This window comes from Corynebacterium sp. HMSC06C06, assembly GCF_001807295.1.
Classification (GTDB): domain Bacteria; phylum Actinomycetota; class Actinomycetes; order Mycobacteriales; family Mycobacteriaceae; genus Corynebacterium; species Corynebacterium striatum.
The window spans coordinates 1-20,570 of record NZ_KV788486.1 but is presented as its reverse complement, the minus strand read 5'-3'; the positions used below and the strand labels follow the sequence as shown (position 1 = coordinate 20,570).

Below are 20,570 nucleotides of genomic sequence, written 5' to 3'. Positions count from 1 at the left end.
CGCAGGAGTCTAGTCCTTAATCGGTGCCGAGTCGGAAGGCCGAACCATCACTGGTACCCGAATGTGCGGGAGAAGCTCCGTAGCGGCTGAGCCGATAAACACGCGCTCGATGGGCCCCATTGGGGAGGAACCCATGCACATGATGTCGCCCTTCTTCCATTTCAAGGAATCAACTGCTCCTGCCCACCCATGCCCGGTTCCAATATCGGTGGAAATTTCCAGGCCGGGGTAGTGGTGGTCAACAATGTCTTGCGCTCTGTCGAGCATTGCCAATGTATGTTCGTGCCAGCCCTTAGTGAGCTTGGAAGCGATGTCGACGGAGTCATGCAGAGGGGCATCAATAAGTCCCTCCGCATTGAAAGCCACGATGCGGAGGGGCAACTTCCATGTGTTTGCCAATCGGGCTGCATGAAGCAGCGCTGGGTCTTCAGAGTCGCCACGCTCGGTGAAGGCGAAGTTGATGCGTGTAACGCCATGCTTGGAAAGCTTGATGTCGCGCGGGGTGAGGCCGAGGGGAATGGGGGAAAAGTGCAAGAGCGCGTCTGCAGTAGAGCCAGCAAAGAACTTGCCCTTGGGAGCTGACTGATTTGCTCCCAACAAAATTGCGTCCGCGCAGAATTCAGTGGCCATCTCCGTGAGGAGTTGTGGCCGTGAAGGTCCAGCGAGGAGGACGGAAGGACGCTCATCTAGCTGTGAGTTATCGACTCCTGCTGCCTTGAGAGCGGCAAGCACGCTTTGCTCGCACTCAGCCTGTTCCTTTTTAAACCACTTCTTGTACTTGCCGCCGTGCTTGGTGAAAACTGTCGTGGCGCGTGGCACAGAAATAGTAGAGATCACTCTGATGCAAACCTTGGTGGACCTAGCCAACCAAGCTGCGTACTCGATCGCCTCCGTGCCCGTGGAGGACGGGCTCCACGAGACTAGAAGTCGAACAGGGTCGTTGGGGTCCTCTTTAGCGAGGGAAGCCCGCGACTCACAAGGGATATTCTTAGCCATGCACCAATCAGTCCGGTGATCTATCTTGGGACGTTGTTGGTGCCATTATTAGTCGCTTGAGCGTACAAAATGAAATCTGCGGCGGGGGATCGATCGCGGTGAAGAAGATTGGTCTATTTACGCCCTGGGGTTGCCAGAGTTTAGTCCATGGTGGGGCGGTAAACGTCTGCGAGCTTAGAAATTAAGGTGCTCATCTGGTGCGCTTTGTCTAAATCCGAGGGTTCTAGCCACTGGAGGATCTCAGCCAGGGCTGCGGCGCGTTGTCGAGAGACAATGTTGAGTTCTGACTCGCCTAGCTGGGTCAAAGCCACCAGGACGCCACGGCGATCCTTTTCATCGCGGCGTCGTTCCACGAAACCATTACGCTCTAATTGGTATAGGGCATTAGATGCCGTGGGCATTCGAATAAGTTCTGCCTGCGCAATGGTGCTTACTCGGGAAGGTCCCCGTAGGCGTAACTGATTCATGATCGACACCTGTGAGGTGGTGAGGGACGTACCTTCGGTTGTGCGCTGGAAGATAAGCATTAGCTTGTTCAACGCGGGTTGAATGTTGCGCGCGACGTTAAGAGCGTCCTCATAGTTGGAGGGGGAGGCGGCGGCTTGTTCACTCATAAAAAGTAATAATAGCGACCGTTTGCAGCCGACGGTAGTTAGGTGGCTAAAAAATTAGGTTTTGGGTTTGAAAATTTATTGAGGGGAGCGTAAGGGAACAATCTCGTTCATTAAAGTGTTTGAGAAGTCGGTGGAAGAAGGCCATCTCCGCAAAATTATTAGGAAGAGAAGCGAGAGAAAAGGAGGGCAGATGCTTTGAGCCTTTCTTTTAAGCACATTATTTCTCATGAATGGGAGCGGGCCCAGCATCTCAAGGAGTATCGAGCGGGCCGAGTAGATAGGAGCGAGCTTTGCGACGCCGACTTCCTTCTGCGTGCTGCGGCTGAACACCACGGCGTCGATATGGCGAAACGGTGCCCGATGTGTGAAGCGCCGATGTGCTTGACCACATGGGTATATGGCGAAGAGTTGGGGCGTCGCGCTGGAAGCGCACGAAATGCGGAAGAAATCGCAGAATTTGCAGCCGACGGTCTCGAATTTACGGTTCACTGGGTCGAAGTTTGTACGGCATGCCGTTGGAACCACCTATTGCGTGCGGCAACAGCCTATGATGAAGGTTAGTTTTGGCTCGGCCGTTGAGGCCGGTAAGCTGCATTTATTTAAGAAAATCCGCCCATGATTGATGAGGACACGAAGCAGTGACCGAAAAGGAATCTGCCCCTAAAAAAGCGGGGCGTCACGTTTATAAATCCACGAAGCAGCGCAAACGACGTCGCTGGCCGTGGATTGTGCTGATAATTGCCTTGGTATTGGTAGCTGTACCGGCAGGCCTTTTTGCCTATGCATACTCCCAATACAACGTTCCTGAGCCAAAGGAGCTTCAAGCAAATCAGGTTTCCACGATTGTGGCTGGGGACGGTACCACCCAATTGGCTAAGTTGGTTCCGCCAGAAGGCAACCGCACCCAGGTCAAACTCGATGAAGTCCCCGACTACGTCGAAGATTCTGTGCTTTCTGCTGAGGACCGTGAGTTTTGGACCAACTCCGGATTTTCCTTCACCGGTTTGGGACGCGCAGTCTTGGGCAAGCTGACTGGTGATTCAACCGCAGGCGGTGGTTCAACAATCACTCAGCAGTATGTCAAGAACACGCTGGTTGGTGACGAGTATTCCTATGTGCGTAAGATCCGCGAGCTTATCTATTCCATCAAGATGACTAACGAATGGTCCAAGGAAGACATTCTGCAGGCATACCTCAACACGGTCTACTTTGGTCGTAACGCCTACGGAATCCAGGCAGCTTCCAACGCATACTTCAATAAAGATGCCAAGGATCTGACGGTTGAGGAAGGCGCAATGCTCGCCGGCCTTATTCAGTCTCCTTCTGTCCTTGACCCGCGCGTGGACGAGGAAAGCTCGAAGGCTCGCTGGAACTATGTTCTTGACGGTTTGGTTGAGATGGGCGATCTGGACGCTACTCAGCGTGCGCAGATGCAGTTCCCGCAGACGCGTGATCCTGCCGAGTATTCCGCTTATACAGAGGCGCCAGGCGCCTACGGACATATTAAAAACCAGGTTATTGCCGAGCTGGAACGCGTTGGCATCACCGAGGATCAGGTCGCTACGGGCGGTCTGAAAATCACCACGACCATTGACATGAACGTGCAGAATGCTTCCACCGAGGCTGTTGATGGGCAGCTGCAGTCTTTGCAGGAGGATGCCCGCGCAGCAGCTGTGACCATTGACCCTGCTTCTGGTGCTGTGCGCGGCTACTTCGGTGGCCACGAGTCGACCGGCTGGGATTATGCCAACGCCGGCCTGCAGACGGGTTCGACGTTTAAGATCTTCGCCCTTGCGGCGGCCCTTCAGCAAGGCATCGGCCTGGACACGAATTACTCCTCTGCGCCGTACCAGCTCCCAGGTTCTCAGGTAGTCACAAACGTCGGTGGCGGCTGCGGTAACTGTTCCATCGCGGAGGCATTGAAGAACTCGTTCAATACCTCGTTCCTGCGTCTGCAGGCGGATCTAGAAAACGGCACTCAGGATACTGCCGACATGGCGCATGCGTTGGGCATTGCTAAGTCTCTGCCTGGCATTGAAAAGACATTGACTGAAAATGGTGGGGCTCCATACGAGGGCGTTGTTCTGGGTCAGTACCAGTCTCGCCCACTCGACATGGCAAGCGCTATGGCGACGCTGACAAACGGCGGCGTTTGGCATCAGCCTCACTTCGTGCAAAAGGTCGAAACTACCGGTGGCGAAGTTCTGTATGAATTCAACGACAACGGTGGTGAGCGTCGAGTTTCAGCCAACGTGGCTAACAATGTTCTTAAGGCAATGCTTCCTATTGCGGGTTGGTCTAACGGAGCTCTGGCCGGCGGCCGCGCATCTGCGTCCAAGACGGGTACTACTCAGTTGGGTAACACTGGAACCAACAAGGACGCGTGGATGATTGGTTCGACCCCGCAGCTGGCTACGGCAGTTTGGGTAGGTACCGCTGACAACACCTCCGCCATTTTCAATTCTTATGGCGGAATCATGTATGGCTCTGATGCGCCTACCCGTATCTGGAAGCAGATCTTGGATACTTCCTTGGTTAACTCGGAGTACCAATCCTTCCCAACGGCATACCCGATCCGTTATGGAAGCGGGAACTGGGGCAGCGGGTACACGGGCTCTTATGGTTCCTCAACGGAATACGGCAATCGTTACGGCAACAACGATGATGCTCCAGAGGAGACTGCAAACCCAGAATCCCCTGCTCCTGGCGAACAACCTGCGCCTTCCCCACACCAGCCTGCAGCGCCTCCGGCAGCGCCTGCTCAGCCGGAGGCACCAGCCCCAGACGTTCCTTCGCTGGAAGACATCATTAATGGTCAAGGTGACTTGGCTGAACTTTTAAGACCGTAGGAGAGGAACGTGACTGATGAGGCCCTCAAGACCGTGAAGACGGTTGGAAAGTCCCACTCGGCTGTGCGTGGCGCCTCTGCCGAAGGCCGCATTCCGCTTAATCGTGAACCTTTTGCACACGACATCATCGAGTTTTTCGGTGGCCCGCGTGGCCGTTTTGCCCGCACCTTACCTGGTCAATGGATATCGCCATTGCGCGCGATTATTGGTGTGTCCTGGATTTTCCTCGCACTGGGCTTTCTGAGTAAGGCCAACTGCGCAGGAAGCCGCACAGGGGAAGACGGAGTCATTTCCTTGAACTGGGATGGCAACCGTCAATACACGTCTTTCTGCTACAACGACATCGTCCCGCTCTATGGCGGCCGCGGCTTGGACCAAGGCGGATTTCCCTATGCGTATTCGTGGCAAGAAGGTGACCTGACTAGGTACATGGAATACCCGGTTCTGGCGGGTATGTTCCAAGGATTGATGGGTTGGACTTCACGAGTCACGTATCCAATTGGTGAGTTCTTCGGCGTAGCGGATGCCGGTTGGTATTTCGGAGTCACCGCGCTCGTGCTTTCCTGCATTTGGATCGGTACGGTCTACATGGTTTTCCAGCTCACTGGAAACCGTGCATGGGATACGATGCTCATGGCCGCGAGCCCCCTTGTTGTCATTCATGCCTTTACAAACTGGGACATCCCGTCCATTGCGTTTATGGTCGGTGCGCTCTTTGCGGTGACCCGCGGTAAGAATTGGCTTGCAGGTATTTTGATTGGCCTCGGAACTGCTTTCAAACTGTGGCCGTTGTTTATCTTGGGCGCGTTTTTTGTCCTCGCGGCGCGTAACAAGAGGTGGGCGCCATTCGGTGCGATGTTCGGCGGAACCGTGATCTCTTGGCTAGTCGTTAACGTTCCAGTGGCGTTGAAGTACCCGGATGCGTGGCGTGAGTTTTTCCGACTCAACGAAGAGCGCGGCGCTGAATGGACCACAATTTATGCGTTGATCAACCGCTATGCCGAAAATGGCCTCACCCCAGAATTCCTCAATAGCTTTACGCTGCCAGCATTCTTGCTGGGATGCGCAGCTATCGGCATCTTTGGTTTGCGCGCTCGCCGCGAGCCGCGTGTGGCTGAGCTCATTTACCTGATCGTGATGGCCTTCTTGCTCATCAATAAGGTTTGGTCGCCGCAGTATTCCATTTGGTTGGTTGTTCCAGCTTTGCTTGCTCTCCCGCGTTGGCGCCTGTTGCTGAGCTGGATGCTTGTCGACGCCATGGTATGGCCAGTCCTCATGTGGCACATGTTGGGCACGGAAAATAAAGGCATCGATCATGAACTGCTCGACCTCTTTGTGATTGGCCGTGACACCTTCATCGTTATTATCGGAATTCTTATCATCCGCCAAATGCTGGGCAAGTCTGTGGACAAGGTGCGTGCAGCACATGGTGGCCGTGATCCTCTTGCTGGAGACTTTGTCTAATGGTTATCACCGTCGTAGGAATAATTTCTATTTTTCTCGGATTCTGCTGCGTGATGGGTGCGTACTACCTATATCAACGCAGCGAGGATCGGCGCTGGCCCATCCTTTTGGGCCTGCTGGCCTTGATGTTTCTCACCGTAATTCCAGCAGGAAGTGCCATCTTCTTCGCCACCACGATGCGTAGTTAGTGTCAAAACGGTTCCGCGCTTGGCACTTGATGATTAAGTACAGCGCAAGCACTGATTCTCCCCAACGGCTTTCCCCGTTGGGGATTTCTTTTTGGCCGGTCAATGCGCTATTGTGATGGGGTTGCTTGACGCAACGTACCCTCCTGCCATGTCCGCAAAGGTGATATGGCCGAAAACAATTACTAGACCATAGGAGGTGATGAGGTCCGTGCGTCACTACGAAGTCATGATTATTCTGGATCCTAACCAGGATGAGCGCACCGTATCCCCGTCCCTAGACAAGTTCCTCGAAGTTGTCCGTAAGGATGGCGGCAAGGTTGAAAACGTCGATGTTTGGGGCAAGCGTCGTCTTGCTTACGCAATCGACAAGAAGGAAGAGGGCATCTACGCCGTCGTTAACCTGGAGTGCGAGTCCGCTTCGGTTCTCGAACTCGACCGCCGTCTGAACCTGAACGACACCATCCTGCGTACCAAGGTTCTGCGCACCGACAGCAAATAGCGGATACTGGTTTCAGAGTTTCGAGAACCCACGTAACCGATAAGGAGAACAGACCATGGCACAGGGAGACACCACAATCACGGTAGTTGGCAACGTTGTTGCTGACCCCGAGCTGCGCTTCACCCCAGCGGGTGCGGCTGTAGCAAACTTCCGCGTCGCTTCCACCCCTCGTCGTTTCAATTCGCAGACGAACCAGTGGGAAGATGGCGAGGCCATGTTCCTGACCTGCAACGTGTGGCGTCAAGCCGCAGAAAACGTTGCGGAAACCCTGACCAAGGGCATGCGAGTAATCGTCAATGGCCGTTTGCGCCAGCGTTCTTATCAGAACCGCGATGGCGAAAACCGCACTGTCTTTGAGATTGAGGTTGACGAAGTCGGCCCGTCCCTGCGCTACGCTTCCGCACGGGTCACCCGCAAGTCCGCTAATGGCGGTAACGGCGGTGGCAATTACGGCGGCGGTCAGCAGCAGAATCAGGGCGGCAACAACTTTGGCGGCGGCAACCAGGGCGGCTTTGGTGGAAACCAGAGCGCTCCGCAGCAGTCGCAGCAGTCAGCTCCTTCAAACGATCCGTGGAACTCCGCACCCCAAGCTGGAAGCTTCGGCGGTGCAGACGCTGAGCCACCGTTCTAAAACTGTCCCACGCAATTATTAACTAACTCAATTGAAAGGCAGGGATCATGAAGCTGATCCTCACCGCTGCCGTTGAGAACCTCGGCGCCCCAGGCGAAATTGTAGAGGTTAAGAACGGTTACGGACGTAACTACCTGCTTCCGCGCGGCCTGGCTATTGTTGCCACCCGTGGTGCTGAGAAGCAGATCGAGGGCATCAAGCGCGCCCAGGAAGCTCGCGCAATCCGCGACCTGGATCACGCACGTGAGGTCCGCAACCAACTCGAGCAGCTTTCTGGCGTACAGGTTGCAATGAAGACTTCTGAAAACGGCAAGCTATTCGGCTCCGTTTCTGCAGACGACATCGTTTCCGCAGTTGAGGCCGCTGGCGGCCCGAAGCTGGACAAGCGCATCGTCGTTCTGCCTAAGGGCCTGGTCAAGAAGACCGGCAACTACCAGGTCGAGCTCAAGCTGCATGCTGACGTTCTCGGCAAGGTGAACTTCTCGGTCGTCGCTGCCTAATAGGCGCTCGACGGTTCCCGCTTAAGAGTGGGAACACAATGACAACAGCAACGCTTAGGGCCTCGGGGCCCGCCATGTGAGGTGGCAGACCCCGAGGCCTTTCGCGCGTTTTCAGCGACGCTGCTTCTGCCGCACCGCTGAATCGTTTGATGAAGTTTTGTGTGCTCCCAGACAGTGCGCCGACACTGTGTGTCCGATCATCATGCAGGCTGTGGATAACTGTGGATAACTTTGAATAATTGTGGATAACTAACGTTGGAATCTCTTCCGATTTGCGTTTTGTTAACCCGCAGCTCACCTCGATAACACGCAGGTAAGTGGGATTCTTCACGGAAATTGTGCACATTTTCACACTTCCGGAAATAGCTGTTGACCTGCGGACACGATAAGTGCAGGTCACAGTGCTGCGATAGTTATCCACAGCCATATCCACAGGTTTGGGGGTCGAAAGTCGTTCTCACCTGGGAATTACACAGGGCCCTGTGGATAACTGTGGAATTTATACCCAGGGGGTGCGTGTCAGGGGGCTGCATTAGACTAAAAATCCAGAAGCCGAGCCCCCCATTTTGCGGTAACTTCTCGCAGATGTGTCACGCTGGGGCGCGGTGATAGTGTCCGAATTTGTGCTTCACGCCAGCCGGCGAAGCAGAAGATGGGGTGGATTGTTTTATGACAAACGCAAGCTTCGATGATGCAGACTACGTACCGCCAGAAGCACCTGACGTACCTGCCCAGGAGGAGCGTCCCTATCGCCGGAACCGGCAGGATGTTTCCAAGCGCTACGGAGAATTCCGTCAGCCGCCCTCGGACAGAGAAGCCGAGCAGGGCGTCCTCGGCGCAATGCTGCTGAGCCCGAACACCGTAATGGAGGTCATCGAGGAACTTGAGCCTGATGACTTCTACTACCCGGCACACGCGCTTATCTACCAGGCCATGGTTGATCTCTATGCCGCCGGCACTGACATCGACGCCGTCATCGTAGCCTCACGCCTCGACCGCTATAACAATTTGGAGCGCGTAGGCGGAGCGCCGTACCTGCACACGCTCCTAGCCACGGTGCCTACTGCTGCAAACGCGCGTTACTATGCGGAGATCGTCGCCGAGAAGGCGGTGCTTCGCAAGCTGGTCGACGCTGGCACGCGTGTTGTTCAGTTGGGTTTCGAAGGTGCAGAGGACGCCGAGATTGAGTCCGTGCTCGACCGTGCTCAGCAAGAGGTCTTTGCCGTGGCGCAAAAGAAGACAACCGAGGACTATCAGGTACTCGGAAAGCTGATTGACCCCACCATTGATGAGCTCGCCATGCTACAGCAGAACGGCATCGAGGCCGGCGTTCCCACGGGTTTTATCGATCTAGACAAGCTCACTAACGGCCTACGTGCCGGCCAGATGATCATTGTGGCAGCGCGTCCTGGTGTGGGTAAGTCCACCTTGGCCATGGACTTCATGCGCTCCGCGTCCCTGCAGCACGGCAAGACCTCCGTCATTTTCTCCTTGGAGATGTCAGCCTCAGAGATCGTCATGCGTCTGCTTTCTGCAGAAGCAGAAGTAAAGCTGACGGACATGCGCGGTGGCCGCGTCTCTACAGAGGACTGGGCCAAGATCGATCAGACCCTGAACCGCATCCAGGATGCACCACTGTTCATTGACGACTCACCCAACCTCACCATGATGGAGATTCGCTCGAAGGCTCGCCGCTTGAAGCAGCAGCATGGCCTCGACCTCATCGTCCTCGACTACATGCAGCTGATGTCTTCCGGTAAGAAGGTCGAGTCGCGTCAGCAAGAGGTCTCGGAGTTCTCTCGTCAACTCAAACTCTTGGCTAAAGAGCTTGAGGTTCCACTGATTGCTATTTCGCAGCTTAACCGTGGCCCTGAGTCGCGTACCGATAAGAAGCCGCAGCTGGCTGACCTCCGTGAGTCTGGCTCGCTGGAGCAGGACGCTGACATGGTTATGCTGCTCTACCGCCCTGACTCCCAGGACCGCGACGATCCGCGTGCGGGTGAGGCTGACATCATTTTGGCTAAGCACCGTGGTGGCCCTATCGATACGGTGCAGGTTGCCCACCAGCTGCACTACTCCAAGTTCGTCAACATGGCCCACGGCTAAGAGGGAGCGGTTAATGTCAAAGGGAATCCTTCGCAGTTGCACTCCTGCTATAGCCGCGGCGCTGACTCTGCTCGCGGGTTTATGTGTGTCCTGTGCTGATAACTCAGCTGGTTCCGGCGAATCTGGTATGGAGTATTCGGCGTCGCAGGCGCCGGCTACCCAGAAAACTAAGAAGCCGGAAGTTTCCGCCAAGAAGCTCGTCTACGCACATGAGCATGAGCGTCAACACGGATTCTTGGTCACACCCAAGAAGCCGCAGCCAGGTAAAAAGCTGCCCTTAGTTGTGTTTCTCCACGGTGGAGGATGGCAAGAGAAATCCACTGCCCAGTCAGCGGCGCCGGCTGTCAATGACCTCGTGGAGCATGGTGCCGCGGTGTGGAACGTGGAGTATCGCGGTGTATCCATCGACGGTGAAGATGCACCGGGCGGCTGGCCCATGACCTACCAGGACGTCGCTGCGGCAATTGACTTCATCCCGCAGCTTACAAACCACAGCGATGTTCCCCTCGACCTCAACAACGTTGTGGTTGCGGGCTACTCTGCGGGCGGCAATCTTGCTACGTGGACCTGTTCGCGTCCGGAGCTGGCTCCCGACGCCCCCGGTGCCCATCCGGCCTTCCACGTGGACAAGTGCGTGGGTATCGCTGGCGTTTATGACATGGAGCTCGCCTACCAGCAGCACGACAAATTTGTCCGCACCCTTCTAGGCGGTACACCGCAGGAAGTCCCCGCGCACTACTTCGATGCCTCCCCGGCATACAACGTCAACAAAAAGGCACGCGTCCTAGTGCTGCACGGAGAAAATGATGAGATGGTCAACGTCGATGAAGTCACCCGCTTCGCCGACTATGCCAAACAGCGTGGCCTCAACATCGATGCCATCATCTTCGACGACGCTAAGCACCTTTCATGGGCCAATCCCGCTGGCCTCCAGTGGCAGCAGGCACGGCGAACCATCCTTGAGCAGGTTGGAATCAGGTCTTAGGCATCGGGGCGTCGTCAAGCATCACTGCATCTGGCTTCGAGAGGTCCTTGACCTTATCGGGATCACCGAGGCGCGGGCCGAGGGCAACCAGCACCACGAAAACCACGGTCACAGCGATCGCCAGCCAGTGCCACACTGCATCGAATCTGCGGCCAAGGCGCTGTGCTAGCCAAGCACCAAACCACGCGCCAAGCGTGTTAAAGAACAAGTCATCAATGTCAGTGCGCCCCAACGCGAAGACATACTGGATGGTTTCCACCAACACCGAGAAAGTGAAACCCCAGAGCGTGGCCGCACGCTTGGACCGCAGCTGCACAAAAAGCAGAACGCCCAGCGGGACAAAGAATGCGAAGTTGCCGCCGTATTCAAACAGCGGCTTGAACCAGCTGCCGGAGAACAAGTCATCCAGCGGAATCCAGCGAATATCGCGGGCGCGCTGGTTTTCCGGCTTCCAAAGGTAGCCAATCTGGAAGAAGGCTTTGAGAGTGGTCAACGAAACAATGACGGCGCAATAGCCGCCAAGGGCTAGCGTCGAACGCACTCTGTGGGGCATCTACTTAAGTACCTTTCCGCGTTGCTCCGGTAGTACAAAGGCGGCGGCTGCCGCAATTGCGAACGCAGCGGCAAAGAGGATGAACAGCCAGTGTGCGCCCGCACCAGCCAGGATAACCGGAACGATAAGCGGCGCGATGATGGAGGCCAAGCGGCCAAAGCCCGCAGCGGCACCCGTGCCAGCTCCGCGCAGGTGGGTGGGGTAGAGCTCTGGGCCGATTGCGTAGAGTGCGCCCCACGCACCGAGGTTAAAGAAGGAAAGCAGGCAACCCGCAATCAAAATGAGCGCGGTGGAGTCCGCAAAGCCGTATAGGCCGGCGGCGCACGCGGAGCCCACGAGGAAAGCGGCCAGCGTAGGGCGGCGGCCCCAAGTCTCAATCAGCCAGGCCGCTGCCGCGTAGCCCGGAAGCTGCGCCAGCGTGATGATGAGCGTGAAGCTGAAGGACTTCACCAAGGTAAAACCATCGGCCACGAGCAGCGACGGAATCCAGATGAAGGCGCCGTAGTAGCTTAAGTTCACACAGAACCAGATGGTCCACAACGCCGCGGTACGCCCGCGCAGAGAGCGCGACCAAATGCTGCTGGAGGTGACATCTTCCTCGGCATAAGTGGGTGCCGCGGCGTTTTCTGGCAGTTCCTTGCCCTCGGCTTCGGCCTCAGCTTCGAAGGAGGCCACGATGTCCTCTGCCTCCGCGTGCTTGCCCTTGGATTCCAAGAATCGCACGGACTCCGGCAGCTTCATGCGCACGAAGAGAGCATAGAAGGCCGGGACCATGCCAAGTGCCAGCGCCCAACGCCAGCCGCTTGCCGATGCCCCGACTACAAAGGTTCCGATGACCGCTGCCAGGATCCAGCCCACGGCCCAGAATGCCTCCAGCAGCACAACCATGCGGCCGCGTACCTTGACCGGTGAGAATTCCGAAATCAGCGTCGATGCAACGGGCAGCTCCGCGCCCAGGCCCAGGCCCACGATGAAACGCAGAATCAAGAGCATAGCTAGTCCCGTCGCGAGCGCTGAGGCTCCCGTGGCCAGACCGTAGACCAGAAGGGTTAGCGCGAAGACGTGGCGACGGCCGAACTTATCGGCAAGCAAGCCGCCGAAAGTGGCGCCAAGCGCCATGCCGACGAATCCGATTGAGGCAAGCCAAGAGGATTGAGTCGGTGTGATTCCCCAATGCACCGCGAGTGCGGCCATGATGAAAGAGATGAGGCCGACGTCCATAGCGTCGAGCGCCCAACCGATTCCGGAGCCCACTAGCAGGCGTTTGTGCTTGCCGGTGACAGGAAGACGGTCTAGGCGCTCGTTTCGAGATAGCGTGTTTCTTTTGAGATCGGGCATGCTTTGGGATTGTAAGTCCAATTTCCCCAGTGCACTGCGTTTTTATGCAGTGGGCTGGAAAGCCCTTAGTCGCAGGGAGTTACTTACAACAAAAACCGAGCTAAAGGCCATCGCAATACCCGCAAACAGGGGGTTAAGTAGCCCGACTGCCGCGACTGGAATGAGTATGACATTGTAGGCGAATGCCCAGAATAGGTTGCCCTTGATGATGCGCAGAGTACGGCGCGAAAGTCGGATGGCGTCGGCAGCAGAGCGTAGATCATCGTTCATCAGCGTTATGTCGGAAGCCTCGATGGCCACGTCGGTACCTGCGCCCATGGCCAGGCCCAAATCTGCTTGGGCGAGTGCGGCGGCGTCATTCACGCCGTCACCCACCATGGCAACGTTGCAGCCCGAGCTTTGGAGCTGCTTGACGACGTCCACCTTTTCCTCCGGAAGCACGCCCGCAGTGACGTTTTCTGGGTCGATGCCCACGGCCTGCGCCACGGCCTGCGCGGCGCTTTCGTTGTCGCCGGTCAGCAGGTGTGGGACAAGCCCCAGCTCCTTCAGCTGGGCCACGGCCGCAGCGGAGGATTCCTTGACGGTGTCGCGGACATCGATGATGCCGATGAGGGCGTCGGCAGCGTAGACGGCAACCGGGGTTCCGCCCTCTGCTTCGGCAGCGCGGAATGCCTCGCTAAGGCTGCCCAGCTCGCCCTCGACGCGTCCGACACGGATGCGCTGCCCCTCGACCGTGCCCTCGACGCCACGGCCTGCCACGGAGGCAAAGTCGGAGGCGGGCGTTACGTCGCTAGCAGCATGCACGATGGCCTTGGCGATGGGGTGCTCGGATCCCGCTTCTACCGCCGCGGCGAGCTTGAGAACCTGAGTGGCGTCCTGGTCACTGGTTTGTGCGGCGTGCACGCCAGCAACCGACATCTTGCCTTCGGTGATGGTGCCGGTCTTGTCCATGACGATGGTGTCCACCTGCTTGGTGGATTCCAGGATCTCCGGGCCCTTGATGAGCAAGCCCAGCTGAGCGCCGCGGCCGGTGCCCACCAGGATCGCAGTAGGCGTGGCCAAACCCATTGCGCACGGGCAAGCAATGATCAGCACGGCGACAGCAGCGACGAAGGCCGGGGCGGTGGCGGCGGCGCCACCGATGATGAGGTGTGCGATGAGCGTGAGTACGGAGATCGCGATGACGATGGGGACGAAGACCTGCGCGATCTTGTCCACGAGGCGCTGCACGGGGGCCTTTGACGCCTGTGCCTCGGTGACTAGCTTGGCCATCTGAGCCAAGGTGGTGTCCGCACCTACCTTGGTGGCGCGGACCTCCAGGCGGCCGGAGGAATTGATGGTGGCGCCGGTGACATGGTCGCCTTCCTTGACCTCAACCGGCACGGATTCTCCGGTGAGCATCGATTCATCCACAGCCGAGGCGCCGGCATTGACGACGCCGTCCGTGGCAATCTTTTCACCTGGGCGGACGACAAACACGTCGCCTACCTTGAGGTCCTTGATGGGCACGCGCTTCTCTGCGCCGTCGACAAGCAGCGTAGCGTCCTTGGCTCCCATCCCCAGAAGTGTGCGCAGCGCCTCCGAAGACTGGCCCTTTGCCTTGACCTCAAACCAGCGGCCGAGCAGCAAGAACGTGATGACCATGCCTACCGACTCCAGGTAGATGTGGTCCATCTCAGCATTGTTGGAGACGAGCTCCATGTGCATCTTCATGCCCGGATGGCCGGCGTGGCCGAAGAACATGGCGTAGAGCGACCAGAAGTAGGCCGCGGTGGTGCCCATGGTGATGAGCGTGTCCATGGTAAACGAGCCGTGCTTGAGGTTCGCCCAGGTGGCCTCGTGGAAGGGGGCGCCGCCGAAGATGTAGACGATGGTGGCCAAAATAGCTGCAGCCCACTGCCAGTTGGTGAACTGGAGGGCCGGCAGCATGGAGACCACCATGATCGGCGTGGAAATCGCGGCAGAGACAATCGTGCGGCGCAGCAGGTCCTTGGCCTCCTGCGCGCGGGCCTCGTCCACCGGATTGGCAGTCTCTTCGGAATCCGCCTTTTGCTCTTCGGTCAGTGCGAAGGCGTCGTAGCCTGCGCCCCGCACGACCTCGATGAGGGAGTCAGGGGTGGAAGTGGAAGGGTCGTATTCAATTGAGGCGGATTCCGTGGCAAAGTTCACGGTGGCCTCAACTCCATCGACCTTGTTGAGCTTGCGTTCGACGCGGGACGAGCACGAGGTGCACGTCATGCCGGAAACACCGAGATCGAGGTGGACGAGGTTAGTCATGGGAAGTGATCGCTTCTTTACGCGAGTTGAGGTTTCGGATGGTTGTGGCGCTTATGCCTTGAGGGTGTAACCAGCCTCTTTAACGGCGGCGGCAACCTGCTCGTCGCTGAAGCCTTCGCCCTCAACGGTGACTGCGCCGGTGGTGTGGTCAGCGGTGACCTCGTGGACGCCGGTGATCTCGCCGACCTCTTCCTTGACGGACATCTCGCAGTGTCCGCAGGTCATGCCCTCGACGGTGTAGTTCTTGACTGCCATGATTCGTTCCTTTCTTTGGGTGCACCCCGAGCCTATACCCCCCTGGGGTATCGCGCAATGAATTGGCGAGGAATAACGCAGGCTCATGTACCGTTGATAGGAAAGACCCCGAAAAAGAGGAGTGATTTATATGGCAACGATCGACGTAACCGAAGAGACTTTTGAGCAGACCGTTAGCGGTGAGGGCATTACCCTCGTAGACGCTTGGGCCGACTGGTGCGGACCTTGTAAGCGTTTTGCCCCTGTTTATGAAAAGGCCTCTGAGCAGCATACGGATGCAACGTTTGCCAAGCTCGACACCGAAGCTAACCAGGGCCTGGCTGCTGCACTGCAGATCCAGTCCATCCCAACTCTGATGATTTTCCGCGACGGAATCATGGTCTTCCGTGAAGCTGGTGCACTACCGCCGGCAGCACTTGAGGATCTTATTACTCAGGTAAAGGGGCTCGACATGGATGATGTTCGCCGCCAGGTTGAGGAGCAGAACGCTCAGACCAACGGCTAAAGATTTTTCTTTCGCCCCCCGGCGCTTTCTAGTGACTCCCGCTAAACTCGCTAGAAAGCGTCTTTTTTATGGGACCACGTTACTTAAGCGAACAAGGAGTTAGTTCAATGGCGAATCCATTCAGTAAGGGCTGGAAGTACGTAATGTCCTCTTTCGACCAGAAGATCGACGAGAACGCGGATCCTAAGGTCCAAATTCAGCAGGCCGTGGAGGGCGCCAAGGAACAGCACCGCCAAATCTCCGAGCATGCTGCGGAGATTATTGGACGCAAGAACCAGCTCGAGCTACAGATTAACCGTCTCCTGAAGTCCCAAGAGGATTACCAAAACCAAACTCGCCGTGCCCTTGAGCTAGCGGATAAGGCGGAGGACCCGCAGGCCGCTTCTGAGTACAACCAAGCCGCTGAGGTCGTGGCCTCCCAACTTGTTGCTGTGGAGCAGGAGCTTGCAGATCTCAAGACCCAGCACGCGGCTGCTTCGCAGGCGGCTGAGCAGGCAAAGGTTCAGCAGCAGCAGTCCGAGGCTCGCCTCAAGGAGCAGTTGGCACAGGTCGATGAGCTGCTGGCACAGGCCGATCAGGCTGCGATGCAAGAGCAGAACGCCAAGGTTATGGACTCGATGAACGAGCTCAGGCCGGATGGCTCCACACCGACCCTCGATTCGGTGCGCGCCAAGATTGAAAAGCGCTACACCGACGCTCTCGGCGCGCAAGAGCTACATCAGGTCTCGGGCGGCGACCGCATCCAGGAAATCACTGCCGCTGGTAACGACTTGAAGGCCGCGTCCCGCCTGGACGAGATCCGTGCGGAGATGGCAAAGCAGAAGGAGCTCGGCTCCGGCGAGCAGAAGTAAGCTGCAGTAAAGCTAAGCTGCGCTAGTCAAAAGAAATAAGGAGGCAAGCCCCCCATGAGGGCCGGCCTCCTTTTGTCTGCCGCTTTGAGACTCGCTGCGCTCTTGTGGACTCTTGTGGCTCTAGCTTTCGTTGCGGTGAACGGTGATGAGGACACCGCGGATGCCGGAGTGGAAGCCGTCGCGCAGGTTGACGCGCTGGGATTCGGTCAGCGTGTACTCGTGCAGAGTCTCACAGGCGAATTGCAGCAGCGGACGGTCGATCTCAGGCGGAAGTCCACCGCCAGAGAGCAGGTGGGCCTGGTCGCGCTGTTCCGCGCTAGCCGCGTTCTCGAACCACCAGGACGCGTACTGCTGGCCGACGTCGAAAGGTGACTGGAACCCTGCAGAAGTCCAGACTTCCTCAGGAAGTGGCACGTACTTTGAGCGCAGCTTGCGACGAGGCGCCATCATCGACGGCTTTGGCGCGGCCGGCTTTGGGGAGCCAGACTCGGCTGCAGCGTCGGATGCACCTGACGAAGGCTTCTCGGGGGTCGACGTGCCGTTAGAGCCCTGCGTGTCACCTGCGGAAACGGGGGTGGGAGTCTTGGCGATCTCGGCTGAGCCGTTTTCAGTGGAATCGGCCCCGCCATCCTTGGATGCCTGCGGAGCGGTGCCTGCTGCAAGGTCGGCGGGAGATGGGGAGGAAGAGCCCGGTGATGCGGCTGGCTTCGGCTTTGGTGCGGAGGCGAATGCTGCCTCCGCTTCGGAGGGCTCGCCGCATTCGTCTTCGTCGTGCTCGGGCAGTTCTGGCAGCTCATCGTGGCCGTTGTGCGGTTCCCGAATGGTCGGCGGCAGTGGGCCTTCCAGAACCTGCAGCTCCATTGCGTCGGCAAAATCTTCGCGCGGATCGAGAATGGTCGTGGTGTCGCAAGCGTGGCGCAGTGCGGAGGACATGGAGTCCCAGCCAAAGCCATAGAGGTGCACGCGCACGCCCGCGTTTACGGCTTCTTGTACGCCCGGGATCATGTCGGCGTCACCAGAAACCAAAACAAAGTCGGTGACTTGCTGCTTCATTGCAGCGAGAATCATGTCGGCAACGAGGCGGGTATCGACTGCCTTTTGGGTGCGGCGCTCGCCCCACTCGATGAGCTGGCCGGTGCGAAGCTGTACGCCATCACAGGTGCGCAGTGCGCGCTGGTAGCGGTGTGGGCCAGTGTCTGGGATTCCGTCGTACCAGTACTGGCGGTGGATGCGGTTTCCGAGCTGGTTCTCCACCATGGAACCGAGATTATTCACGACCTCTGGGAGGTCTATTTCTAGTTGCGCGCGAGCTCCGGTTTCCCATGAGTTATAAAAGCTCGCAAGCAGGTAAGACGTGTCAACGAAGACAAGTGTTCGTTCAAGCATGGCTCCTAAGTTCCGTTTCTAATAGTTCTAACTAAAGTTGCTTTGGTTTCCAGTGTGCCCCATTAGTCACTAAACGTCGATGTCTTGGGGGAAAGTGGCAGGTCAGGCGGCCTAGAAAAGTTTTGCTCTTGCGTGAATCTAAAATCTGAGGTACTTGTTTGGTTAGTTAGTTGAGTAACTAACTCATCGAGTAAGCGAGGAGGTGCAGGCGTACATGGATAACTCAACGCAGCCGTTATTCAGACAGATCGCCGCGCTAATTGAGGACTCCATCGTGGAAGGTGGCCTGGAAGAAGGAGCGCAGGCGCCTTCGACGAATGAGCTAGCCGCCTTCCACAACATCAACCCCGCCACGGCGCGAAAGGGGATCACTTTGTTGACCGAACTCGGAATTCTAGAAAAACGCCGCGGCATCGGCATGTTCGTGGCGGCCGGCGCTACCGAAAGAATCCGCCAGCGGCGCCGCAATGACTTCGCCGCCGAATACGTCGCCCCCCTCGTCGATGAGGCCGTCCGCCTTGGGTATACGCGCGAGCAATTACAAGAACTCGTCCACCGTGTCGCAGAAAGCAGAGGACTCTACTCATGACCGCACACACCGCGAACACCGCGAATACCGCAAACGCTGTAATTACTGCAAACACCCAACGTATCCCGGAGTGGTCGAAATGATTAAAGCCGAAAACCTAGCTATGCAAAATGCTCCGGCGCTGTCTTTCGCGCTCGAAGATAACCTGACCCACGGCCTGGTGGGTCCCAATGGAGTGGGCAAGACGACGCTGCTGCGCATGATCGCAGGCCAGCTCAAGTCGGAGGGGTTGAAAGTCTTTGGGGAGCGTCCCTTTGACAACCAGAAGATCATGGATCGCATCATCCTGATGGGCATTGATAACCCGCTTTTCGATGGCTGGAACGTAGACAAGCTCTTCCGCATTGGCAAGGCGCGGTGGAAGACCTGGAACCAGGAGCGGGCTGAAGAGCTTGCCGCGCAATTTGCGCTCCCGAAGAAGAACTACTCCGGCTTGTCCCGCGGCCAGAAGTCCGCGATGGGTTTTATCTTCGCCGTAGCTTCCGGCTGCGAGTTGATGCTGCTGGATGAGCCCTACCTGGGCCTCGACGTCGATAAGCGTCAGCGCTTTCTTGAGGTCCTCCGGGAGGAACAGGGCAAACGCACGATTGTGGTGTCCACCCATCATCTCGATGAGATTGAGGGCTACCTCGACACGGTGCTTTTGCTTGGCGAAGCCCCCTTGTCTGGCCCCATTGAAAGCCTCGTCGACTGCATCGTGGCGGTGACGGGCCCTGCGGAACAAGTAGATAGGGCGTTGGGGCGCCTACAGTTGCCGGTATTGGCCCGCCATTCCTCGGTCCACGCAGAGCGTGTGCTTATCGACGCCCGCCCCAACTTCGCCGAGTGCGTCTTCGATCAGGCGGCAGAATTCGGGCTACGCGCGCAGGAAGTCACCCTGGAAGAGGCGGTGCTGGCGCTAGGGGGTACCCAGTGAAGCTTTTCTTCAACACGCTGAATTGGGGAAACTTGCTGCTGTCGATTTTCTTGCTTTGTGGAGTCTTCCTGGCGGGACGCGCCGGTAATGCGGTTATTGCGAGTTTCGTGCTCGTCGCTCTGTGGGCCGGTATTTTTGCTGCCGCCCCACACGAAAACAAAGCGCAGCCATTAGGGCTTAACACGGCCACTAAAACTCGATACGGTCGCATCGCAGCGCTTTTGCCAGCTGTGATCGCTGGCATTTTGGCCATCTATCTGCGTTGGTGGATTGCTCTCGCTATCACGGTGCTAATCCTCGCGTGGAAGCTGATCTGTTGGAAGGCCGAAGCCAAAACCATGACGGTCGAAGACCTTCTAACGGATACGCCAGGCAACGATAGCTTTGGGCGCTTCCCAGTAAGCCTTGAAGGTCAGTTGGTCTACCGCCCGTTGGTTCGCGGTTGGCTTATCGGCTGGGTGGTTCTGTGTATCGCAGCGGTGGCGAACGCCTTCATCAGCAACATATGGCCTGAGAACGGACCGAATATCGGAAACATGCTGATGACAATGGCCATCTTGGCCATGACGACGACCTGTGTGCAACACCTTGATTCTTTGGCCAACTTCGTCACGCTTGGCGGCAGCCAAAGTACATGGGCGCGACATGTCATCATCGCAAGCTTGGTCAGTCCGGCGGCGTGCCTCCTTGGCGTTGGGCTTAGCTGGCTGATTGTGGGTGAGCCTATTTGGTTCATTGCAGCATTCGGCTTCCTGGTGCCCGCACTCGTTGTCTCAGTTGAATTGTGTTCGTGGAAGACCGTCTACATGCCGGTGCTGATTGCCGCTGCAACGGTAGCCATCTTCGTGTTGCGAATGAAGGAGATGCTCGACGGGTTGCCGATGATGCTCGCGGCGGCCGTTACGTACGTGCTGTGGGCGGTGCTGCTGCCCGTTAACGTGCGACGAGTGAATCCATACGCTTCAGGACTGAAAAAGTGGTTAGGAATAAAGAGCTAAAAAGCGCAATCACCAGCGGATTTGTGAAGTTTCAAAGTGGTGTGTAACTTTATGTGAGTCAGCGCGACCG

At 57.3% G+C, this 20,570-nt stretch carries 21 protein-coding genes; 14 read left to right on the top strand and 7 right to left on the bottom strand.

Features of this window, described 5'->3' with window-relative positions:
- Positions 1-9 precede the first annotated feature (9 nt).
- On the bottom strand, positions 10-996 hold the full coding sequence (locus HMPREF3153_RS04870) for a universal stress protein (RefSeq protein WP_049146734.1): 987 nt from the start codon (positions 994-996) through the stop codon (positions 10-12).
- 140 nt (positions 997-1,136) lie between these two features.
- Positions 1,137-1,610, bottom strand: coding sequence for a MarR family winged helix-turn-helix transcriptional regulator (locus HMPREF3153_RS04865; RefSeq protein WP_046646728.1), 474 nt, complete (start codon positions 1,608-1,610; stop codon positions 1,137-1,139).
- Positions 1,611-1,805: 195 nt separating this feature from the next.
- Here HMPREF3153_RS04865 and HMPREF3153_RS12405 point away from each other — a divergent pair, with 195 nt between their 5' ends.
- From HMPREF3153_RS12405 to HMPREF3153_RS04820, 9 genes are all read left to right on the top strand, one after another.
- Positions 1,806-2,171 (top strand): DUF5318 family protein, encoded by a 366-nt coding sequence (locus tag HMPREF3153_RS12405; RefSeq protein ID WP_049062545.1) that lies wholly within the window; start codon positions 1,806-1,808, stop codon positions 2,169-2,171.
- A 77-nt stretch (positions 2,172-2,248) separates the two neighbouring features.
- Positions 2,249-4,459 carry a transglycosylase domain-containing protein gene (locus HMPREF3153_RS04855; protein WP_070420187.1) on the top strand — a complete coding sequence of 737 codons (2,211 nt, stop codon included), beginning with the start codon at positions 2,249-2,251 and terminating at the stop codon, positions 4,457-4,459.
- Between the two features lie 63 nt (positions 4,460-4,522).
- Positions 4,523-5,923 (top strand): glycosyltransferase family 87 protein, encoded by a 1,401-nt coding sequence (locus tag HMPREF3153_RS04850; RefSeq protein ID WP_070420200.1) that lies wholly within the window; start codon positions 4,523-4,525, stop codon positions 5,921-5,923.
- The gene (locus tag HMPREF3153_RS04845; RefSeq protein ID WP_046646734.1) at positions 5,923-6,111 is read left to right on the top strand and encodes a hypothetical protein; all 189 of its coding nucleotides are present in this window, start codon (positions 5,923-5,925) and stop codon (positions 6,109-6,111) included. The genes HMPREF3153_RS04850 and HMPREF3153_RS04845 overlap by 1 nt, the downstream gene beginning before the upstream one ends.
- Positions 6,112-6,319: 208 nt before the next feature.
- Entirely contained in the window at positions 6,320-6,610 is a 291-nt protein-coding gene (rpsF, locus tag HMPREF3153_RS04840; protein WP_115340964.1) for a 30S ribosomal protein S6, read from the top strand.
- Positions 6,611-6,665: 55 nt separating this feature from the next.
- Positions 6,666-7,241, top strand: a complete 576-nt coding sequence (locus tag HMPREF3153_RS04835) for a single-stranded DNA-binding protein (RefSeq protein ID WP_070420186.1) — start codon at positions 6,666-6,668, stop codon at positions 7,239-7,241.
- A 47-nt stretch (positions 7,242-7,288) separates the two neighbouring features.
- Complete coding sequence (gene rplI, locus HMPREF3153_RS04830; protein WP_005530934.1) at positions 7,289-7,741, top strand: 50S ribosomal protein L9; 453 nt, start codon at positions 7,289-7,291, stop codon at positions 7,739-7,741.
- A gap of 669 nt (positions 7,742-8,410) precedes the next feature.
- A complete protein-coding gene (gene dnaB, locus HMPREF3153_RS04825) occupies positions 8,411-9,847 on the top strand; it encodes a replicative DNA helicase (RefSeq protein WP_046646735.1) in 1,437 nt (478 codons plus the stop codon).
- Between the two features lie 13 nt (positions 9,848-9,860).
- Positions 9,861-10,832: an alpha/beta hydrolase family protein gene (locus HMPREF3153_RS04820; protein ID WP_083280950.1), complete on the top strand. Its 972-nt coding sequence runs from the start codon at positions 9,861-9,863 to the stop codon at positions 10,830-10,832.
- Here the strand turns inward: HMPREF3153_RS04820 and HMPREF3153_RS04815 are convergent.
- From HMPREF3153_RS04815 to HMPREF3153_RS04800, 4 genes are read right to left on the bottom strand one after another with little or no spacing between them, the layout of a single operon-like run.
- A complete protein-coding gene (locus tag HMPREF3153_RS04815; protein WP_070420184.1) occupies positions 10,822-11,385 on the bottom strand; it encodes a VanZ family protein in 564 nt (187 codons plus the stop codon). The two genes, HMPREF3153_RS04820 and HMPREF3153_RS04815, sit on opposite strands and share 11 nt — an antisense overlap.
- Positions 11,386-12,723 (bottom strand): MFS transporter, encoded by a 1,338-nt coding sequence (locus HMPREF3153_RS04810; RefSeq protein ID WP_070420183.1) that lies wholly within the window; start codon positions 12,721-12,723, stop codon positions 11,386-11,388.
- 42 nt (positions 12,724-12,765) lie between these two features.
- Entirely contained in the window at positions 12,766-15,000 is a 2,235-nt protein-coding gene (locus HMPREF3153_RS04805; protein ID WP_070420182.1) for a heavy metal translocating P-type ATPase, read from the bottom strand.
- 51 nt (positions 15,001-15,051) lie between these two features.
- On the bottom strand, positions 15,052-15,255 hold the full coding sequence (locus HMPREF3153_RS04800) for a heavy-metal-associated domain-containing protein (protein WP_070420181.1): 204 nt from the start codon (positions 15,253-15,255) through the stop codon (positions 15,052-15,054).
- Between the two features lie 130 nt (positions 15,256-15,385).
- Between HMPREF3153_RS04800 and trxA the strand changes: the two genes are divergently transcribed.
- The gene (trxA, locus tag HMPREF3153_RS04795; RefSeq protein WP_005532202.1) at positions 15,386-15,760 is read left to right on the top strand and encodes a thioredoxin; all 375 of its coding nucleotides are present in this window, start codon (positions 15,386-15,388) and stop codon (positions 15,758-15,760) included.
- Between the two features lie 107 nt (positions 15,761-15,867).
- Positions 15,868-16,611 carry a PspA/IM30 family protein gene (locus HMPREF3153_RS04790; RefSeq protein ID WP_046646740.1) on the top strand — a complete coding sequence of 248 codons (744 nt, stop codon included), beginning with the start codon at positions 15,868-15,870 and terminating at the stop codon, positions 16,609-16,611.
- A 120-nt stretch (positions 16,612-16,731) separates the two neighbouring features.
- Here HMPREF3153_RS04790 and HMPREF3153_RS04785 read toward each other — a convergent pair whose 3' ends face one another.
- On the bottom strand, positions 16,732-17,997 hold the full coding sequence (locus tag HMPREF3153_RS04785; protein WP_070420180.1) for an NYN domain-containing protein: 1,266 nt from the start codon (positions 17,995-17,997) through the stop codon (positions 16,732-16,734).
- Positions 17,998-18,211: 214 nt separating this feature from the next.
- On the opposite strand from HMPREF3153_RS04785, the gene HMPREF3153_RS04780 reads away from it, so the two are divergent.
- From HMPREF3153_RS04780 to HMPREF3153_RS04770, 3 genes are all read left to right on the top strand, one after another.
- Positions 18,212-18,586 carry a GntR family transcriptional regulator gene (locus tag HMPREF3153_RS04780; RefSeq protein WP_062036714.1) on the top strand — a complete coding sequence of 125 codons (375 nt, stop codon included), beginning with the start codon at positions 18,212-18,214 and terminating at the stop codon, positions 18,584-18,586.
- A 79-nt stretch (positions 18,587-18,665) separates the two neighbouring features.
- Complete coding sequence (locus HMPREF3153_RS04775) at positions 18,666-19,502, top strand: AAA family ATPase (RefSeq protein ID WP_200896713.1); 837 nt, start codon at positions 18,666-18,668, stop codon at positions 19,500-19,502.
- Entirely contained in the window at positions 19,499-20,500 is a 1,002-nt protein-coding gene (locus tag HMPREF3153_RS04770; RefSeq protein WP_070420179.1) for a hypothetical protein, read from the top strand. The genes HMPREF3153_RS04775 and HMPREF3153_RS04770 overlap by 4 nt, the downstream gene beginning before the upstream one ends.
- Positions 20,501-20,570: the final 70 nt, after the last annotated feature.